This window comes from Pontibacter populi (assembly GCF_040278685.1).
Lineage (GTDB): Bacteria > Bacteroidota > Bacteroidia > Cytophagales > Hymenobacteraceae > Pontibacter > Pontibacter populi.
The window spans coordinates 111,038-129,623 of the sequence record NZ_JBEOKT010000002.1; the positions used below are offsets into that span (position 1 = coordinate 111,038).

The window sequence follows — 18,586 nt, forward strand, 5'->3', positions numbered from 1 at the left end:
GCAGATACATTTTACAGCAATTGTAAACTATAGCCTACCTGTTACAACAACTCTTTAGCCGGGTCCCAGAACAGTTTATCAAAATCTACTACCTGGTCGTTCTCTACTTTTACACCTTCTTTTTCCAGGCGGTCCTGCATGGCATTGCCGGCTTCAAAGTGCTGCTTGCCGGTAAGCATGCCCATGCGGTTTACTACCCGGTGCGCCGGTATTTTAGTAAATGGCTGCGATGCAATAAGTGCCCACCCCACCATCCTCGCCGATCCTTTAGAGCCTAAGTAACTGGCAATAGCACCATAGCTGGTAACCCGGCCTTCAGGTATCAGTTTTACCACTTCGTATACATTTTCAAAAAAATTCTCCTTTTCCGGTTTCATTTACAAGTAGTTATCTAAGCGGGCTACAACTTTATATCAAGAACAATTAAACTTATAGCGCTGTTGTTAGTCTTACATCAACGGTAGTATGCAGGGTTATCCGGATAAACGATATACAGCGCTTTGTAAGTTTGATTTCTTACGCTGAACTTTGCAGATCCCGGGTTTTAACGATAATTAAATACTATTGGTGTTTAAACTTTTATAGTTCGTAGAATTAAACCCGATGCGCTTTAATCAACCGTGTTAAGTTAGTAAATTTCAGCACCCAACTATATTCGCACAAGCAAATTAAATGAATAAAACTGTTAAAACGATCCTGATCCTGGTGGCTGCTACGGCCATTGGCTACCTGTTGTACAGCAAAGTATTTTCCGGAAACGATGAAGCGAAGACAGGCGGCCCTACCGGCGGCCCAATGGCTGAGAAAGTATCTGTTGATGTGTTTGTGGTATCTCCTACCGCTTTCCAGAACACCATTGTTTCGACCGGTACAGTTATCCCGAACGAAGACGTAGAACTACGCAGCGAAATATCCGGCCGCGTTACCAACATCAATTTCCAGGAGGGCAGCCGCGTTAAAAAAGGACAGTTACTGTTAACTGTTAACGATGCCGAAATGCGCGCCCAGTTACAGAAGCTGCAGTCGAACCAGGCCCTGTACCGTGATATGGAGCAACGCAACCGCACCCTACTCGAGAAAGAATACATCAGCAAACAGGAATACGACCAGGTAAGCAACCAGCTGGCCACCGCTACCGCCGACATAAGAGCACTGCGCGCAACTATGGATAAAGCCTACGTGCGTGCCCCTTTTGATGGTGTGATAGGCCTGCGCCAGATAAGCGAAGGGAGCTATGTAACTGCTGCTACCCCAATTGCCCGCATCGTGGATATCAGCCCTGTAAAAATAGATTTTGCTATACCAGGCCGTTACAGCCAGATGATAAAGGAAGGTAACCCAATAACCTTTACAGCAGAAGGCAGCCCAAAAACGTATGAAGCTAAGATTTACGCCATTCAGCCAAACATAGACCCTGCTACCCGTACCCTGCAGGTACGTGCCCTGTTCGATAACAAGAACGAAGAAGTAAAGCCGGGCGCTTTTGTAAGAATAAACCTTGGCCTGAAGGAAGTGGAGCAGGCAATACTAGTACCAACCGAGTCGATCATACCGGAAGCGGAAGGCCATAAATTATTCCTGGTGAAGGGTGGCAAAGCTGTACCGCAGATGGTAAAGATCGGGCAGCGCTCCGAGTCGCTTATCCAGATACTGGAAGGCGTAGAACCAGGTGATACCATTATCCAGTCTGGTGTGTTGCAGGCACGCCCTGGCTCCGACCTTACTATACGCAGGGTAAAAACCGGAGAATAGTTGTTTTTTTTGATGTGAGAGCAGCCTTCTGGTTTGCAGCTACAGGGGTTACCCAACTAATTTTTTTGATCTAAGAAAAGTATGGCAAGCTTATCATCCATAAGTATTAAACGACCAGTACTAGCCATCGTGATGAGTATCACGATCATAGTATTTGGTATAATAGGTATCTCGTTCCTGGGGGTGCGCGAATACCCAAGTGTTGACCCTCCTATCGTGAACGTATCAACAAGTTACCCCGGTGCCAACTCCGAAACTATAGAATCGGAAATAACCGAGCCGCTGGAAGAATCGATAAACGGTATTGCCGGTATTCGTACACTAACATCGAGCAGTCGCGAAGGTAGCAGCAACATTACCGTAGAGTTTAACCTGGGAGTAGATATGGAAGCCGCCGCCAATGACGTGCGCGACCGCGTAGCACGTGCACAGCGCCGCCTGCCCGACGATGCCGACCCTCCAACCGTGTCTAAAGCTGATGCCGATGCCAACCCGATCATATTTGTAGGTATAAAAAGTGCTACCCGTAACCTGTTAGATATTTCGGCAATTGCCCAGAACGTGTTTAAGGAGCGCCTTCAAACTATACCGGGTGTAAGCTCTATTGATATCTGGGGTGAGAAACGCTATGCCATGCGCCTGTGGCTGGACCCTGATAAGTTGGCTGCCCTGCAGGTTACACCCATAGAAGTGCAGAATGCCCTTGTACGCCAGAACCTTGAACTGCCTTCGGGTAGAATTGAAGGCGCAACAACAGAGTTATCGGTACGCACCATGGGCCGCATCTCTACACCAGAGCAGTTCAACAACCTTATCGTTCGCGAAGACGACGACCGCCTGATCCGTTTCAGCGATATCGGCCACGCCGAACTTGCCCCTGAAAACGAAAAATCTATCCTTCGCCGCGACGGTATACCCATGGTGGGCGTAGTGCTTATTCCGCAGCCTGGCTCAAACCAGGTCGAGATAGCCGATGAGTTTTATGTGCGTTTAGAACAGATCAAAAAAGATCTGCCGGAAGATATTGAAGTTGTAATTGGCTTCGACAACACCCAATACATCAAAGCATCTATAGCCGAAGTTCAGGAAACCATTTTCGTAGCATTCGGACTGGTAGTGATCATCATCTTCCTGTTCCTCCGCGACTGGCGCTCTACTGTAATTCCTGTAGTGGCTATTCCGGTATCGCTTATAGGTGCCTTCTTTATCATGTACCTGATGGATTTCTCCATTAACGTTCTGACCCTGCTTGGTATAGTACTGGCAATTGGTCTGGTGGTGGATGATGCCATTGTAATGCTGGAAAACATCTACTCCAGGATTGAGAACGGCCAGCAACCGATGAAGGCGGCTAAAAAAGGATCGGAAGAGATCTATTTTGCTATTATCTCTACTACGGTGGCACTGGCAGCGGTATTTATGCCGGTTATCTTCCTGGAGGGTATCACAGGCCGCCTGTTCCGTGAGTTTGGTATCGTGGTGGCAGGCTCCGTTATCATTTCGTCTTTTGTATCGCTTACCCTGACACCGATGATGTGCTCGCGAATGCTGAAGCACCGCGAAAGACCAAACTGGTTCTACCGTAAAACAGAGCCATTCTTTACAGCCCTTACCAACGGTTACCGTAGCAGTCTCGAGAGCTTTATGCGTGTGCGCTGGGTAGCCTTCGTCATTATTGTAGTTTCGGCGGGTGCTATTTACCTGTTCATGGCTACACTGCCTTCCGAGCTTGCCCCTGACGAAGATCGTAACGGTTTGCGTATCAGTGTTACGGGCCCTGAAGGTGCTTCTTACGAGTTTATGGATGAATACATGAGCGAACTGACGCAGCTTGTGAACGACTCTATAAGCGGTATCGACAACATGGTAGCTATGACCTCGCCAGGCTTTGGCGGTGGTGGTTCCAACTCCGGTTTCCTGCGAGTAAAACTAGTTGATCCGCAACTACGCGATAAGTCTCAGCAGGAGATCGTGGATGAGATCGGCAGACTATCAAACCAATTGACAGGTGCCCGTGCGTTCGGCTCAGGCGATAAAGGCCTTGGTGGTGGACGTGGTTCAGGCCAGCCGGTTCAGTTCGTGGTGCAGTCGCCAGACGGATCTAAACTCCGCGACATCATACCGCAGATAATGGACCTCGCCCGCCAGGACCCTACATTTGGTTTTGTAGACGTGAACCTGAAGTTTAATAAACCTGAGCTCCGCGTAGAGATAAACCGCGAAAAAGCACAGGCCATGGGTGTAAGCGTACGCGATGTTGCCCAGACCCTGCAGGCCGGCCTTAGCGGTCAGCGCTTCGGTTACTTTATTAAAGATGGAAAGCAGTACCAGGTGTTAGGCCAGGTAGCCCGCGAAAACCGCTCTGCCCCTATCGACCTGCGCAGCCTTTATGTAAAGAACAACGAAGGCCAGCTGATACAACTGGATAACCTGATAGAGTTGAGCGAGGAAAGTGCTTCGCCGCAACTATACCGCTTTAATCGTTTTGCATCTGCTACGTTCAGCGCGTCGCTGGCCAAAGGGAAAACTATAAGCGATGGTATTGCCGCCATGGATGCCATTGCCGACAAGGTGCTCGACGAATCATACCAGACATCACTGGCAGGACAGTCGCGCGACTTCTCCGAAAGCTCCAGTAGTTTACTGTTTGCTTTTGTGCTGGCGCTTGGTCTCATTTACCTGGCCCTTTCGGCTCAGTTCGAGAGTTTCAGAGATCCTATTATCATCATGTTTACCGTGCCATTGGCACTTGCTGGTGCTTTGCTTTCTATCTGGTATTTCGGGCAAACGCTTAACATCTTCAGCCAGATCGGTATGATCATGCTGGTGGGCCTAGTTACCAAAAACGGTATCCTGCTCGTGGAATTTGCCAACCAGCGTAAAGAGGCAGGCCTTAACAAACTGGAAGCCGCCACTGATGCAGCCGTACAGCGTTTCCGCCCAATCCTGATGACGTCGATGTCGACGATACTGGGTACGTTGCCGATTGCGCTTGCCCTGGGTGCCGGTGCCGAGAGCCGCGTATCGATGGGTATTGCTGTAGTTGGCGGACTTATCTTCTCAACAGGCCTTACGTTGTATGTGATCCCGGCCATTTATTCCTATTTCTCATCTGCTGAGGCTAACGTTGGTCGGATGCCAGAAGAAGAAGAGGAAGAACTGCACCACGAGCAAGCAGAACCAGCTTACAGTAAATAAAATTTCACGAATTATCTCAGCATATACTCCCTTGGATAAGAAAGTAATGTTTCCTATAAAAGCTGCAGCGCTGCTACTAACTATAGTTGCGCTGCTTCTTCCAGCCACCACTTACAGCCAGGAACTCCTGACACTGGAACAGGCCATCAAGATCGGTTTAGAGAATAACTATAGTATCCGGATAGCAGACAGGCAGGACGATATTGCCTCGAACAATGTAACGCTGGGCAATGCCGGTTTTCTGCCAACGGTAGATGGCCGCGCTACCCGCTTGTTTAACGAAAACAATTCGAGACAGGAGTTTTCGGGCCGCGAGCCGATAGAACGAACCGGTGCCAGCTCGAATAACCTCAGCAGCAGCGTTAACCTGAACTGGACTTTGTTTGATGGTATGGGGATGTTCATCAACTACGATCGCCTGAAGGCTCTTGAAAAAGCCGGAAAACTGTTCACCCGCGAAACTGTAGAGAACACCGTTGCAGATATAACAGACGCTTATTTCGAAGTAGTGCGCCAGGAAGGGAAGATAAAAGCGCTGGAAGATGCCATTGCTATTTCTAAAGCAAGAATAGACCTGACCGAAGCACAATACGAAGTAGGAGTAAGCGCTAAAGTAGAGATACTACGTGCACAGGTTGACTATAACACGGACCGCTCGGAACTGCTAAACCAGCAGGAAAGCTTGCAGAACGCCCGCATTACCCTTAACCAACTGCTTGGCCGCGACCCGAACATCACTTTTGATACAGAGGACTCTATTAGTGTAGATAAGACGCTGGCTATTGGCAATATGAACGCCGGGCTGACCGGTGCCAATCCGTTATTGCAACGCCTGCAACTTAACCGCGAGCTTGCCCACCTCGATGTGAAAGCTGTACGCGCCAGCCGCTTCCCGGTAATAGGGTTTACAAGTGCTTATAACTTTTCGCGTAACGAGGCCGAGCCACTGAACGATTTCCAGGCCAGGTTTAACCGTAACCATGGCTATAACTATGGCTTAACACTGAGCGTGCCTATTTTTAATGGGTTTAATATTAACAGGCAGGCTCAGAACGCCCGCATTGCCGTGGAAACATCTGAACTGGAATACAGGCAGGTACAGAACCAACTGGAGTCGGAACTGGCACGTGCTTACAGCCGCTACGCCAACCGACTGCAGTTGCTGGAACTGGAGGAATCGAATGTGTTGCTGGCCGAAGAAAATGCCAACATAGCCCTGGAGCGTTACCGTTTAGGCTTGCTTACATCTATAGAGCTGCGTGAGGCACAGCGTAACCAGTTAGTTGCCGAAAACAGGCTGATCGATATCCGATACGAAGCCAAAGCTGCCGAAACCGAACTTAAAAGACTCAGCAGTTCGCTGGTAACAACGCCATAGTATATAACTCTTTCTTAATATTAAAGTATAAAAGTATAGTTTCGGCTATACTTTTGTGTTTTATTCCCATATCACAAAGCCGCTATATCAAACCATACTATGCCGGATATCGAACTCTTCCAGATCTTAGCCATCTCACTCGGGTTAGGGTTGCTTGTAGGGCTGCAGCGCCAACACGAAAAAGCTCGCATTGCCGGTATCCGAACCTTCCCTTTAATAACAGTTTTTGGTACTGTCTGCGCCTGGCTGGCCCAGGATTTTGGCGGCTGGATAATTGCGGCCGGTGCAGTTGCTACTGCAGCTATAGTTGTGGCAGCTAACCTGCTTCAACGGCGCGAACAGCACGTTGATGTTGGCCAGACCACCGAAGCGGCCATGTTGCTTATGTTTGCCATAGGCGCTTACCTGGTAATAGGTAAAACATCGGTAGCGGTGGCATTGGGTGGTGTGGTGGCGGTGCTGCTGCATTTAAAAGAAACCCTGCACCAGGCCATAGCTAAACTTGGCGAAACAGACCTGCGCGCCATTATGCAGTTTGTGGTTATCTCGCTGGTGATATTGCCGGTACTTCCCAACGAAACTTACGGTCCTTACGAGGTACTGAACCCCTACAACATCTGGCTGATGGTGGTGCTTATAGTTGGTATAGGTCTGGCAGGTTATTTTGCTTACAAGATATTTGGCGGAAGAGCAGGCACCTTGCTTGGCGGGGTTTTAGGCGGCTTAATTTCGAGCACAGCTACTACCGTAACGTATGCCAAACGCTCTAAAACCCACGACAGCCAAACAGCAAGCAATAACCTGATAGCATTGGTTATTTTTATAGCTACAGCTGTTTCGTTGTTGCGCATTATAGTGGAGATAACGGTGGTAGCTCCAACAACACTTGGCAAAGTAGCTCCTCCTTTGATCAGCCTCTTGCTGCTTATGGCTATACTTATAGTTGTTGGTTTCCTGTTTAAGAAAGAAGACGCCGGGCAAATGCCGGAGCAGGAAAACCCGGCTCAGCTAAAAACCGCCTTAGTGTTTGGAGCCATTTACGCTATAGTTATTCTGGCAACAGCCGCCGCCAAAGACCATTTCGGGGACAGCGGATTGTTTATAGTTGCTATTATTTCCGGGCTTACAGATGTGGATGCCATTACGCTCTCTACATCGCGGCTCATGAACAACCAAACTATAGGCTTAGATACCGGCTGGAAAGTGATCATGATCGCAGCGCTTTCCAATATCGCGTTTAAAGGAGCTATGGTTGCTGTACTTGGCAGCAGGGCATTATTTACCAGAGTTGCTTTGTTGTTTGGTCTTTCGCTTGTAGCAGGTTTGCTTATAGTTTGGCTATGGCCGGAAGGCTTTGTGCTGGATTGGTTTGGGAAGTAGATTTACTCAGAAGTTGCACATGACTTAATATTCCAAACCCTGCCATTTTTATCAATTATTCTTATCAGTGAGTTCAGCATCAGGCTGTCTTTATTAAAGGGCGGAGTATTACTATAGTTTTTAGAAAATCTTGTAGGTATTGGCATATAATCAGTTGTAGCCCAAACCAGTTCATATGTATTCCCCTTCCAATTTCTTGCTTTGCAAGTGGTTCGAATATCCCCTGTTGCTGTAGAGTCGGCTGCACTTTTATCGGCTTTATCCCAAAATAAAATCCTTTCTACTTCATTATTTTTAATTGCTTTGTAGAGTTGATCATCTTCAGCTTTCATTTTAAATATTACCCCTGGCACACCCAACTCATTAGGCTTCAGCTCTTCATAGATTACATCATAGTAGCATGTTTCTATGTTCCTCCCCTCTGGCATATTCTTACCTGTGTCCTCACTTCTAGACTTGCAATTTACAAACAGCATCACAAAGCAAAACAGGCAAAAGACTGTACATAGGCTGCTAACCGAGAAGTTTTGAAAATATAGCTTCATATTAGTTTTATTTTAACAATTAGGAATATCCTGAAAGATAATAAAAAGAAGAACCGTGTTAGGTTTGATGAGCTGCAAGAGCAGACAGGCCTTAAAACAAAAAAGCCTGAGCTGGGTAGCTCAGGCTTTGCAGAGAGTGAGGGATTCGAACCCCCGGACCTGTTACAGTCAACGGTTTTCAAGACCGCCGCGTTCGACCACTCCGCCAACTCTCTGTAATTAATCGTGCACAAAAGTATAGTGCTGCGCTCAATTTTCAAAACTATACGGCAATATTTTTTGCTTGATTTACCGCTTAAACTATAAACACCTGATTCATAAGAACAAAATTTTATAGTTACTCTAGCTTCTACCCTACAGTGCACTTTCTGCAACCAGTTTTTTGCGGCGCACTAGGCGTTTTGTCACCGAATCGATACTTACATTTATCTCGAAACCCAGTATCAGGATCATCGAAATAAAGTCGAGCCAGATCATCAGACCTATCAACGCCCCGATAGACCCATAGAATTTGTTATAAGTATCGAAAGCGCTGATGTACATCGAAAAGATCATCGACACCAGAAATATCAGACCGGTTGCCACCACAGCGCCAGCCGAAAAGAAAGGCCATTTATCCTCGATAGCCGGAACGTAATAATAGATAAGTGACGTAGCCAGCAGGAACAGCAGCACGATTGCCACATACTTCAGGATCACGATCAGGGTATAAGTGTAGCTCTCGGTCACCACTTCATAAAACACCAGCGCATCCAGTATCCATTGCCCGAAGAAGATAGCCGCCACTGCCGTAAAAAGAATCAGCGACAGCGCCACAGTAAGTATAGTTGCTATCAGGCGTTTCCTGACGTAGGTGCGTTTATAAAAGGTGTGGTATTTCTTATCAAACGCATCCATCAGCGACATAATGCCATTGGTAGACAGTATCAGGGCAAACAAAAAACCGAAAGATAATAAGCCCCCACGCGGCTTATTCACGATATCCTCTATAGTTCCGTAAGCTACCGAATACATTTCAGCGGGCAGAAAATCGGTGATAAAGTTCAGAATGTTCTCGCTCAGGTCCATTTGCAGCACACTGGGTATGTAAGGGATGAGCGTGAAAAGGAAGATGATGCTTGGGAAAATTGCCAGCGTAAAGTTAAAGGCCATGTAAGAGGCGCGCTTCGTGATGGAGTCCAGGCGCAGCTCGCCCAGCAGCACATCGGCCACCTCGTACACCGATGACTGCCCGTTGTTAAACCGCCATCTTTTCAGGAAAACGATAAACTTACGGTAAGCCCTGCGGCGCTTCAGGTATTGCTGGTTATACTTCATTCGCTAAAATACGAGTCCATTTTCTGGTGTATCAGTTCCGGAATAGCGGTTGGCCTGCCAGTCTGCATGTCTACAAACACCATCGTAGTTTCACCCACGTTAAGCAGCGTTTGCTCCTCGTTGTACACTTCGTATTCAAACTTTATACGTGTGCCATGCGGCTTATGCTTTACAAACAGCTTTATAGTTAGCAGGTCGTCGTACTTGGCCGGGCGAATATATTTGCATTTGAGCTCCAGTACAGGCATCATGGTTCCGGTGGCTTCCATCTCTTTGTAATGGATGCCCAGCCTGCGAAACACTTCGGTGCGAGCTACTTCGTAATAAGCGCCATAGTTGCCATAGTATACATAGCCCATCTGGTCGGTTTCGGCGTAGCGCACGCGTATCTGTACTTCTGATTCAAACACTGCTTAAATGGTTATATGGTTAAATTGTTAAATGGCTGAACTGTTGTTTGCATAACCAGAACTGTACTTTACCTGATCAACAATTTAACAATTCAGCCATTCAGCAATCAATATTACTTCATGATCTTGCGCTCGTTCAGGGCTTTCTGGTAGCGGCGGGCGTTGGCCTGGTGTTCAGCTACTGTTACCGCAAAACTATGGTACCCTGAAAAATCTTCTTTGGCGCAGAAATAAATATAGTCGTGGCTTTCCGGGTTCAGCACCGCATCTATACTTGAGATGTTTGGTACGTTTATCGGGCCCGGAGGCAGGCCTTTATAACGATAGGTATTGTAAGGCGAATCGTGGCGCAAATGCACGTTCAGTACACGGCGAATATTAAAATCGCCAACAGCAAAAACTACCGTTGGGTCAGCCTGCAATAGCATTCCTTTTTCGAGGCGGTTCAGGTAAACACCGGCAACGCGAGGCTTTTCGTCGTTTTTTATAGTTTCGGCCTGAACTATAGATGCCAGCGTAGAAACCTGCTGTTGAGTCAAATTTAGCTTTTCAGCTTTCTCTAACCGCTCTTCCGTCCAGAACTTATCGTATTCCGACTTCATGCGTTCCATCAGTTCTTTGGCAGAAATGGTCCAGTATACTTCGTAAGTATTCGGGATAAACATACTTACCACGTTGGTAGTGTCGAAGTCCAGGGTTTCCAGGTATTCCGGATCGCTCAGCAAGGCATCTATTTCAGCTTCGGACGGCTCTACTTCGGAAGCAAGTTTTTCTGCAAGCTGGCTGCGCAGGCGCACATTGGTAAAGGTAAGTTTAACAGGAGTTTGCTGGCCGGCACGTAACACACCAACCAACTGGCGGTTGCCCCAGCCACTTTCCAGTTTATAACGGCCCGGTTTTACCAGTTTGTCGTAGTCCATCAGCTTGGCCATAAAGCGCAGCGACAACGGGTCGATGATTACGCCGCTTGCTTCCACGGAGTCCATGGCCTGTTCGTAAGTGGCGCCCGTCGGGATGTAAACATAGGTATCCTGATCTTTTGTGTCTACGTTGGTCGTGTACACGATCTGGTACGCATAATAGGAGAAGCTCACGAAAAGCAGCACAAACAGCACCGACAGGGCAGGAATTACCTTACTTTTCTCTTTTTTCTTTCTTTTGGATGTAGTGACTTTCTTAGCCATAATAAATAATAAAGGCGCAAACGTGGTTTATAGTTTCTGCACCTGTTGTTATATCAGGTTCAAAAATAACACTTATGTTGCTAATTGCGAATGAGTAGCTATCCGAATGCATGAATTATATTTGCGCAACTGCACCTACTGGCTTAAAACAAACTATAGGTTTAGCAGCATCGCCTTAAACTATAGCAAAACGTTTAAGATCGTAATAGAGTATCCTAGGTAATACTTCGAACTATAAAACACACCCAGAACTATGAGTAATGCTGTCTTTTTACAGATACACCCGGACAACCCGCAGGAGAAAAAAATTCGTGAAGCTGTAGAAGTGCTGCGAAACGGCGGCGTGATTATTTACCCAACCGACACCATTTATGGCATGGGTTGCGATATACACAACGCGCGCGCCATAGAGCGGGTATGCCAGATAAAAGGCGTAAAACCAGACAAAGTAAACCTATCCTTTATCTGCTCCGACCTTACCCACATTTCGGATTACGCCAAAATAGACACGCCTACTTATAAGGTGATGAAGAAAGCGTTGCCGGGACCATTTACGTTCGTGCTGAATGCGACAAGCAATGCCCCTAAATACGCCGCTGCCAAAAAGAAAACCGTGGGAATACGTGTACCTGAAAACAATATTGCCCTGGCCCTGGTGCGCGAACTGGGCAACCCGATCCTATCCACCTCTATCCGCGACGAAGACGAAGTACTGGAATACAGCACCGACCCGGAGTTGATCTATGAGAAATACCGAAACCTGGTAGATATGGTAATTGACGGCGGCCCAGGAAACAACATCGCCTCTACGGTAGTGGATGCAACCAACAACAACTTCGAAGTACTACGCCAGGGCGCAGGAGATATTGAAGAGTTTTTATAGTTAGAAAGTTAGAAAAGGGTAAGTTAGAAAGGGTATTCCAAGAACTGCATAGCACTATAACTTTCTAACTTCCAAACTTTTTAACTTTCTAACTTATAAAAGTTTCTATAGTAGATAAAAAGTGCGAGGGCTACTTCTGAAATCAAAACTATAGTTATACCAGACGGCAGTAAGATAGCTGTAGCAAAATAGATGAGGCATGTAAACCAGGCAAAGCGCTGCAGGTTCATGTTTGGTAAGTATAGTACAGCAGTCAGCAGTAATAATTGCCCGAGCCCGGTACTAAAAGTAAGCAGTATTTCGGGCCAGGTCATCAGCCCATCGGCATATACCCACATCCAGCAAAACTCAGGCAACAGCATAAACAAGTACGCACACAGGTAAAATAGCAGACGGTAGGTTCGTGTTAGTGGCAGGTTCCTGGTAAAGGCCAGCTGCTTTTCTACAAATTCGAAACTATAGAAAACCAGCATGCTGTGCGCTATAGTTGCTATCAGGAATAACAACCGGAAATAGCCCAGAGAGAAATCGTTATAGTGCCTTACAAAAACAAGGTAAAAGATAAGCGACGAAAACACCTTTAAAGCAACCCAGGCAAGTTTACGTTCGTGCAGTAAATGATAAGTCAAGAATAAAACCGGCTGTTTGCTGATCTTACCCGAAAAAGGAAACCATATCTGAATTGCCACTCCCGGTTTATGGAAGCTGTTTATTTTCCGGGAATAGAGATACGCACTGCCAAAGCACATCAGCAGCAGGAATAAAACTATAGTTGCCGATTTAATAAACTCCCCATTCTCAACCCCAATGCTTACAACAAAAACAGCATACATTAACACTGGCAGGTAAACTATAAGCTGGCAAAATAGGAAAACCAGAACTTGCTTTGAAGCCGAAAAAGCCTGAAGCTGGATAAGAAAACTATTCTGCGGTTTATCCAAGTTGTTAAGCACAAACACCACACATTTATAGTTGTATAGCGCCCAAACACTCAGTGCAACCAGCAAACCGGTTACCGTTCCAACTATAGCCTGCATCAGGCTAACATGAAACAGCACGATCTCCCGCGCATCCATTATCCCAAACAGCACCAGGAAAACAAAAAGGAAAAAGCCAGCATTCACCTTATAGAACTGGATAACCAGTGTTTTAAAAAGCAGCGAAACAGTGCTTAGCATAGTGCAGATGCTGGCAGCACCGTTTTGTTAGCGACTGTTAAAACCGAAGGCTCGAGTAAAGTAAATGGCTGGTGCGAACTGATGAGGAAAGAGGTGCCCTTCTGCTGATAATCATCAATAATTTCAGGTAATACCTGCAAGGCTTTGTGGTCGAGGGTAATAAAAGGCTCATCTAGTAAAATAAGATCTGAGTTACCAACAAAGGCCAGCACCAGCGATAGCTTCTTCACCATCCCGCTGGAATAGGCTCCTACTTTTTCGCCAATAAAACCACCGATATCAAACGCATCTATTAATAGGGCTACCTGCTCTTTCTGTGCCTGCTTCGTTTCTGTATAAAAACTGATCAGGTCGTTTCCGGTAAGAAACCCCGGGTATAAAGGTTCTGCTTCAGCAAAATTAACAAGCCGCCTATACTCTATAGGCTGTTGTTTTATACTGATGTCGTTCAGCTGGATTGTACCATCAAACGGAATAAGTCCGGCAATAGATTTCAGGAAGGTTGTTTTGCCGCTGCCATTCTCTCCTTTTAGCCAGTACAATCCTCTCTCCAGGGTAAGCTCAGGAACAGTAAGCACCGTTTTACTTCCGAATCTCTTACTGTAGTTCTCGAATCGAAGCATCGTTGGGGGTTAAGAGTCCTTATAATTAGAAAATTAGAAAGTTGAGAAGTTAGAAAGTATATTTTAAGAACAGCATTTTAACTTTCTAACTTCTCAACTTTTTAACTAGCGGCCTCTGGCCGCTTATGTTTCCAGCGTTTGTGGGTCCAGAGGTAATCGGCGGGAGCTCGGCGAATGGATGCTTCCAGTTTTTGGGCAAATATCTCGGTGATCGGCACAGTGTCAGAAGTACCATCCGAAATTGTTTCGAACGTTAACGTGTAATGTCCGCGTTTTGTGCGTTTTATATCCAGGAATAGTACCGGGTATCTGAATTTTTTGGCCAGCTTTTCAGCTCCTTCATAAAAAGGTGTGTCCTGGTTCAGGAAAGTGGTCCAGAAAGTGATCTCGCTTTTTAACGGGGTTTGATCAGAGAGCATGGCAATAACACGTGGTACATGGCGGTGAGCAGCAAAATCACGCAACGTATCTTTCATCTTTATCAGCCTTGCCCCTAACTGACTCCGAGTCTTTAACATAAAGTCTTCGAAGAACGGGTTATTAAGCGGCTTATAAATTCCGTCGGCCGGAAAACTGAACTGAACAACTCCGGCAGGCAGTACCCATTCCCAGTTACAGGAGTGCGAACCCATGGTAATAACAGGCGTACCGGTTTTCACAAAATCATCCAGCAACTCCTGGTTGGCGAAAACTATACGGCGCTGCATTTCTGCTCTGCTCATTGTGCGCAGTTTCAGTATCTCTACTACAACATCGGTAAACTGCCGGTAAAATGCTTTAGCTATAGTTTGAATCTCACCTTCTGATTTTTCAGGAAAAGAATTGCGCAGGTTATTTAAAACTACTTTTTTGCGATACCCTATTACATGATAAACTATAAAATAAAGCACATCAGACAGCAGGTATAAAACCGGAAGCGGAAGCAACGATAAACCTTTGAGCAATAGCCCAAGCGGATAATAATAGAAAGGAATTTGCTGATCTCTGGCCATAGTTCGTAACTGCGCTGCAAAGGTACAATCTATATGAATTAAAAATTATGAATTATGCATTAGAAATTAGGCCATAGTAATAAAACCTTCACTTCCGTAAGTTGAAAACTATAGATAGAAAGAGGAATTACTCCTACAAAGTACAGGTAAGACTTTTTCCTTTAGATTATTTAGATTTTATTAGCGTAATCTGTTTCAACCAGGAAAGCAACACCTTTAAATAGCCATTCATAATTTCTAATTCATAATTCATAATTTGATCCTACTTACAGAACTAATGTATAACCCGCCGGTTACTTACTTCCGGCAACTGCTTCATTCTGATGGTTTGCTTTTAGAGCAGCATGAGAATTATGTAAAGCAGAGTTACCGCAACCGCTGCCACGTGCTTACAGCGCAGGGCGTGGTGCCGCTCAGTATCCCGATCCTGAAAGGAAACAGTAAGAACAAAACTATTATAACAGAGATCGAGATAGACTATAGCCAGAAGTGGTACAACGTTCACTGGCGAACCATACAGGCAGCTTACGGCCGGGCGCCCTATTTTGAATTTTATGGAGACTATATACAGCAGGTTTATGCGCGGCAGCCAAAATATTTATTCCAGCTAAACGTTGAACTGTTGAAGCTTTATCTTAAATTACTCAAGATAAATAAGCCACTTTTTTTCACAGACGCGTACCAGTCAGAAACGCCGGCAAACGTGCTGGACCTGCGAAACAGGATACATCCTAAAATCATTCCTGACAATTTGCACGTAAAACCCTATACGCAAGTATTTGGCAAACAATTTGTACCAGAGTTAAGTATAATTGACTTATTGTTTACACAAGGGCCGGCATCACTTACTTACCTTACATAAAGGCTTGACTGTCAGGCTGAACAATTAAGCTGTCTGGCGTGTTTAGAAGTAGGCTAATTCTGTCAGCCTCAATCAATTACCTGTTTTAAGACTTTTTTTAGATTAATAATTATACATGGAAGCTAAATTCTCAAACCGAGTGAAAGAGGTTATCTCACTCAGCCGTGAGGAAGCTATTCGTCTTGGGCATGACTACATCGGTACCGAACACCTGGTGCTGGGCATGATCCGGGAAGGAGAAGGAACTGCCATCGCCCTGCTGAAGAAGCTGGGTGTTTCGATAGATGAACTGAAGTACGCTTTAGAGCAGGCTACACGTAACACCGCTTCGCAAAACAGTAACATTACAGGCAGCATCCCGCTTACAAAACAAACTGAGAAGGTACTCAAGATCACTTACCTGGAGGCAAAGATCTTCAAGAGTGATATTATAGGAACCGAGCACCTCCTATTGTCCATCCTGCGGGACGAGGACAACATTTCTTCACAAATCTTAGCGAAATTCAACGTGAACTACGAAGCAATAAGAGACTCCCTGGATTATCATAGCAATAATCCACTGGCATCGTCTGACACAGACGATAGTGACGATTCAGACAAATTATTTGGAAGCTCATCTTCTTCCCGATCAGGTAGCACCAGCAAAAAACCAGGCGAAAAATCGCGCACACCGGTACTCGACAACTTTGGCCGTGACTTAACAAAACTGGCCGAAGACGATAAGCTGGACCCTATAGTTGGTCGTGAGAAAGAGATCGAGCGTGTGGCCCAGGTACTGAGCCGTCGTAAAAAGAACAACCCTATACTAATAGGTGAGCCGGGTGTTGGTAAAACTGCCATCGCCGAAGGCCTTGCCCTGCGTATTATCCAGAAAAAGGTAAGCCGCGTGCTCTTTAATAAGCGTGTAGTTACCCTTGACCTTGCTTCTTTAGTGGCTGGTACAAAGTACCGTGGTCAGTTTGAAGAGCGTATGAAAGCTGTAATGAATGAGTTGGAGAAATCTCCGGATGTGATCCTGTTCATTGATGAGCTGCATACTATAGTTGGTGCCGGTGGCGCTTCCGGCTCGCTGGATGCATCTAACATGTTCAAGCCTGCGCTTGCCCGTGGCGAGATACAATGCATCGGTGCAACTACTCTGGATGAGTACCGCCAGTACATTGAGAAAGATGGTGCGCTTGCCCGTCGTTTCCAGATTGTAATGGTAGACCCAACTACGCCTGAGGAAACTGTTGAGATTCTGAATAATATCAAAGACAAGTACCAGGATCACCACCACGTAAACTATACCGATAAGGCAATCGAAGCCTGCGTGAAGTTATCTGACCGCTACATGAGCGACCGTTTCCTTCCGGATAAGGCGATTGACGTGCTGGATGAGGCTGGTGCGCGGGTACACATCAATAACATCATCGTACCTGAGGATATCCTGAAGCTGGAAGAGCAGATAGAGAACATTAAGGTAGAGAAAAACCGTGTAGTGAAGAGCCAGAAGTACGAAGAGGCTGCGCAGCTACGCGACAAAGAGAAAAAACTTATCGACCAGCTTGATTCTGCGAAGAAGAACTGGGAAGAAGAGACCAAGAAAAAGCGTTACACGGTAAAAGAGGAAAATGTGGCAGAGGTTATTGCCATGATGACAGGTATACCGGTAAAACGTATCGCGCAGAACGAAGGCCAGAAGCTATTGAACATGGCCGATGAACTGAGCGGTAAAGTTATTGGTCAGGAGAAAGCTATTAAGCAACTGGTGAAAGCTATCCAGCGTACCCGCGTTGGTCTGAAAGATCCGAAGAAGCCAATTGGTTCGTTCGTATTCCTTGGCCCGACTGGTGTTGGTAAAACCGAGCTTGCAAAAGTGCTTGCCACTTACCTGTTTGATAAAGAGGATTCGCTTGTAAGAATTGATATGAGTGAGTACATGGAGAAATTCAGTGTATCTCGCTTGGTGGGAGCGCCTCCAGGCTACGTTGGTTACGAAGAAGGTGGCCAGCTGACCGAGAAGATCCGTCGTAAGCCTTACTCTGTTGTATTGCTGGATGAGATCGAGAAAGCGCACCCGGATGTTTATAACCTGTTGCTACAGGTGCTGGATGATGGTATCCTGACAGACGGACTTGGCCGTAAGGTTGACTTCCGTAACACGATCATCATCATGACATCTAACATTGGTGCCCGTGACTTACAGGACTTTGGTGCCGGTATCGGCTTCATGTCTAAGTCTAAGCAGGATAACGTGGACGACATTATGAAAGGAACTATAGCCAGCGCCCTGAAGAAAACCTTCTCGCCTGAGTTCCTGAACCGTTTGGATGACGTGATCGTGTTCAACTCGCTTAACCGTGAGGACATGCACAAGATCATCGATATCTCACTTGGCAAACTGTTCAAGCGTATCGAAACACTTGGTTACAAGATCGAGCTTACCGATAAGGCGAAAGACTATGTTGCCGAGAAAGGGTATGATCCGAAATATGGTGCCCGTCCGTTGAACCGTGCTATTCAGAAGTATATCGAAGATCCAATTGCGGAAGAGATACTGAAAGCCGAAGTAAACCAGGGCGACGTGATTATGGTTGATCATGAAGAAGGCAAGGAACAACTTACGTTTACATCTAAGAAGAGCAAAAAAGGCAAAACCAATTTAGCCTCTGACGAAATAGATGAAGACAAAGAGCCAACCAAGTCTCCTGACAATGACAAAACCTCGAAAGAATAACTTTCCTGAACTATAGCAAAAGGCCATCCGATTTGGGTGGCCTTTTTGTTTTGGTTGACTTCTCTCCGCTATTCCGGATTTGCAATCCGGAACCTTGTTATATGCGGATTTGCAATCCGCCTGCTGGCCTTTAGCAACTGTCTTTACTATTGAGGATTACAAACC

General features: G+C 46.1%; 15 protein-coding genes and 1 tRNA gene. 7 read left to right on the forward strand and 9 right to left on the reverse strand.

The window, feature by feature from the left end; translation table 11 throughout:
• Positions 1–41: 41 nt before the first annotated feature.
• A complete protein-coding gene (locus tag ABS362_RS02330) occupies positions 42–377 on the reverse strand; it encodes an MGMT family protein (RefSeq protein WP_350410658.1) in 336 nt (111 codons plus the stop codon).
• A 295-nt stretch (positions 378–672) separates the two neighbouring features.
• On the opposite strand from ABS362_RS02330, the gene ABS362_RS02335 reads away from it, so the two are divergent.
• The 4 genes from ABS362_RS02335 to ABS362_RS02350 all read left to right on the forward strand — a co-directional run bounded on the left by ABS362_RS02335 (position 673) and on the right by ABS362_RS02350 (position 7,708).
• Entirely contained in the window at positions 673–1,752 is a 1,080-nt protein-coding gene (locus ABS362_RS02335) for an efflux RND transporter periplasmic adaptor subunit (protein WP_350410660.1), read from the forward strand.
• 81 nt (positions 1,753–1,833) lie between these two features.
• Entirely contained in the window at positions 1,834–4,950 is a 3,117-nt protein-coding gene (locus tag ABS362_RS02340) for an efflux RND transporter permease subunit (RefSeq protein WP_350410661.1), read from the forward strand.
• A 31-nt stretch (positions 4,951–4,981) separates the two neighbouring features.
• A complete protein-coding gene (locus ABS362_RS02345) occupies positions 4,982–6,328 on the forward strand; it encodes a TolC family protein (protein WP_350410663.1) in 1,347 nt (448 codons plus the stop codon).
• 99 nt (positions 6,329–6,427) lie between these two features.
• Positions 6,428–7,708: an MgtC/SapB family protein gene (locus ABS362_RS02350; protein ID WP_350410664.1), complete on the forward strand. Its 1,281-nt coding sequence runs from the start codon at positions 6,428–6,430 to the stop codon at positions 7,706–7,708.
• Between the two features lie 2 nt (positions 7,709–7,710).
• On the opposite strand, the gene ABS362_RS02355 is transcribed toward ABS362_RS02350, so the two are convergent.
• The 5 genes from ABS362_RS02355 to mltG all read right to left on the reverse strand — a co-directional run bounded on the left by ABS362_RS02355 (position 7,711) and on the right by mltG (position 11,164).
• Positions 7,711–8,253 carry a hypothetical protein gene (locus ABS362_RS02355; RefSeq protein ID WP_350410666.1) on the reverse strand — a complete coding sequence of 181 codons (543 nt, stop codon included), beginning with the start codon at positions 8,251–8,253 and terminating at the stop codon, positions 7,711–7,713.
• A gap of 130 nt (positions 8,254–8,383) precedes the next feature.
• Positions 8,384–8,468, reverse strand: a tRNA-Ser gene (locus ABS362_RS02360).
• A gap of 139 nt (positions 8,469–8,607) precedes the next feature.
• Entirely contained in the window at positions 8,608–9,570 is a 963-nt protein-coding gene (locus ABS362_RS02365; RefSeq protein WP_350410668.1) for a YihY/virulence factor BrkB family protein, read from the reverse strand.
• The gene (locus ABS362_RS02370; protein WP_162427401.1) at positions 9,567–9,980 is read right to left on the reverse strand and encodes an acyl-CoA thioesterase; all 414 of its coding nucleotides are present in this window, start codon (positions 9,978–9,980) and stop codon (positions 9,567–9,569) included. Before ABS362_RS02370 ends, ABS362_RS02365 begins: the two co-directional genes overlap by 4 nt.
• A 113-nt stretch (positions 9,981–10,093) precedes the next feature.
• Complete coding sequence (mltG, locus tag ABS362_RS02375; protein ID WP_350410670.1) at positions 10,094–11,164, reverse strand: endolytic transglycosylase MltG; 1,071 nt, start codon at positions 11,162–11,164, stop codon at positions 10,094–10,096.
• Positions 11,165–11,417: 253 nt separating this feature from the next.
• On the opposite strand from mltG, the gene ABS362_RS02380 reads away from it, so the two are divergent.
• Positions 11,418–12,047, forward strand: a complete 630-nt coding sequence (locus tag ABS362_RS02380) for an L-threonylcarbamoyladenylate synthase (RefSeq protein ID WP_350410672.1) — start codon at positions 11,418–11,420, stop codon at positions 12,045–12,047.
• Between the two features lie 80 nt (positions 12,048–12,127).
• Here the strand turns inward: ABS362_RS02380 and ABS362_RS02385 are convergent, their stop codons facing one another.
• The 3 genes from ABS362_RS02385 to ABS362_RS02395 all read right to left on the reverse strand — a co-directional run bounded on the left by ABS362_RS02385 (position 12,128) and on the right by ABS362_RS02395 (position 14,840).
• The gene (locus ABS362_RS02385; RefSeq protein WP_350410674.1) at positions 12,128–13,225 is read right to left on the reverse strand and encodes a hypothetical protein; all 1,098 of its coding nucleotides are present in this window, start codon (positions 13,223–13,225) and stop codon (positions 12,128–12,130) included.
• Positions 13,219–13,848, reverse strand: a complete 630-nt coding sequence (locus tag ABS362_RS02390) for an ABC transporter ATP-binding protein (protein ID WP_350410675.1) — start codon at positions 13,846–13,848, stop codon at positions 13,219–13,221. The genes ABS362_RS02385 and ABS362_RS02390 overlap by 7 nt, the downstream gene beginning before the upstream one ends.
• Before the next feature lie 101 nt (positions 13,849–13,949).
• Positions 13,950–14,840: a lysophospholipid acyltransferase family protein gene (locus tag ABS362_RS02395; RefSeq protein ID WP_350410677.1), complete on the reverse strand. Its 891-nt coding sequence runs from the start codon at positions 14,838–14,840 to the stop codon at positions 13,950–13,952.
• Positions 14,841–15,096: 256 nt separating this feature from the next.
• On the opposite strand from ABS362_RS02395, the gene ABS362_RS02400 reads away from it, so the two are divergent.
• A complete protein-coding gene (locus tag ABS362_RS02400; RefSeq protein WP_350410679.1) occupies positions 15,097–15,702 on the forward strand; it encodes a WbqC family protein in 606 nt (201 codons plus the stop codon).
• A gap of 115 nt (positions 15,703–15,817) precedes the next feature.
• Positions 15,818–18,421, forward strand: coding sequence for an ATP-dependent Clp protease ATP-binding subunit (locus ABS362_RS02405; protein ID WP_350410681.1), 2,604 nt, complete (start codon positions 15,818–15,820; stop codon positions 18,419–18,421).
• Positions 18,422–18,586: the final 165 nt, after the last annotated feature.

Coding starts and splice junctions, on each gene's coding strand:
- ABS362_RS02330 (WP_350410658.1), bottom strand. CDS start 377: ATGAAACCGGAAAAGGAGAATTTTTTTGAAAATGTATACGAAGTGGTA.
- ABS362_RS02395 (WP_350410677.1), bottom strand. CDS start 14,840: ATGGCCAGAGATCAGCAAATTCCTTTCTATTATTATCCGCTTGGGCTA.
- ABS362_RS02365 (WP_350410668.1), bottom strand. CDS start 9,570: ATGAAGTATAACCAGCAATACCTGAAGCGCCGCAGGGCTTACCGTAAG.
- ABS362_RS02405 (WP_350410681.1), top strand. CDS start 15,818: ATGGAAGCTAAATTCTCAAACCGAGTGAAAGAGGTTATCTCACTCAGC.
- ABS362_RS02335 (WP_350410660.1), top strand. CDS start 673: ATGAATAAAACTGTTAAAACGATCCTGATCCTGGTGGCTGCTACGGCC.
- ABS362_RS02340 (WP_350410661.1), top strand. CDS start 1,834: ATGGCAAGCTTATCATCCATAAGTATTAAACGACCAGTACTAGCCATC.
- ABS362_RS02350 (WP_350410664.1), top strand. CDS start 6,428: ATGCCGGATATCGAACTCTTCCAGATCTTAGCCATCTCACTCGGGTTA.
- ABS362_RS02390 (WP_350410675.1), bottom strand. CDS start 13,848: ATGCTTCGATTCGAGAACTACAGTAAGAGATTCGGAAGTAAAACGGTG.
- ABS362_RS02380 (WP_350410672.1), top strand. CDS start 11,418: ATGAGTAATGCTGTCTTTTTACAGATACACCCGGACAACCCGCAGGAG.
- ABS362_RS02355 (WP_350410666.1), bottom strand. CDS start 8,253: ATGAAGCTATATTTTCAAAACTTCTCGGTTAGCAGCCTATGTACAGTC.
- mltG (WP_350410670.1), bottom strand. CDS start 11,164: ATGGCTAAGAAAGTCACTACATCCAAAAGAAAGAAAAAAGAGAAAAGT.
- ABS362_RS02385 (WP_350410674.1), bottom strand. CDS start 13,225: ATGCTAAGCACTGTTTCGCTGCTTTTTAAAACACTGGTTATCCAGTTC.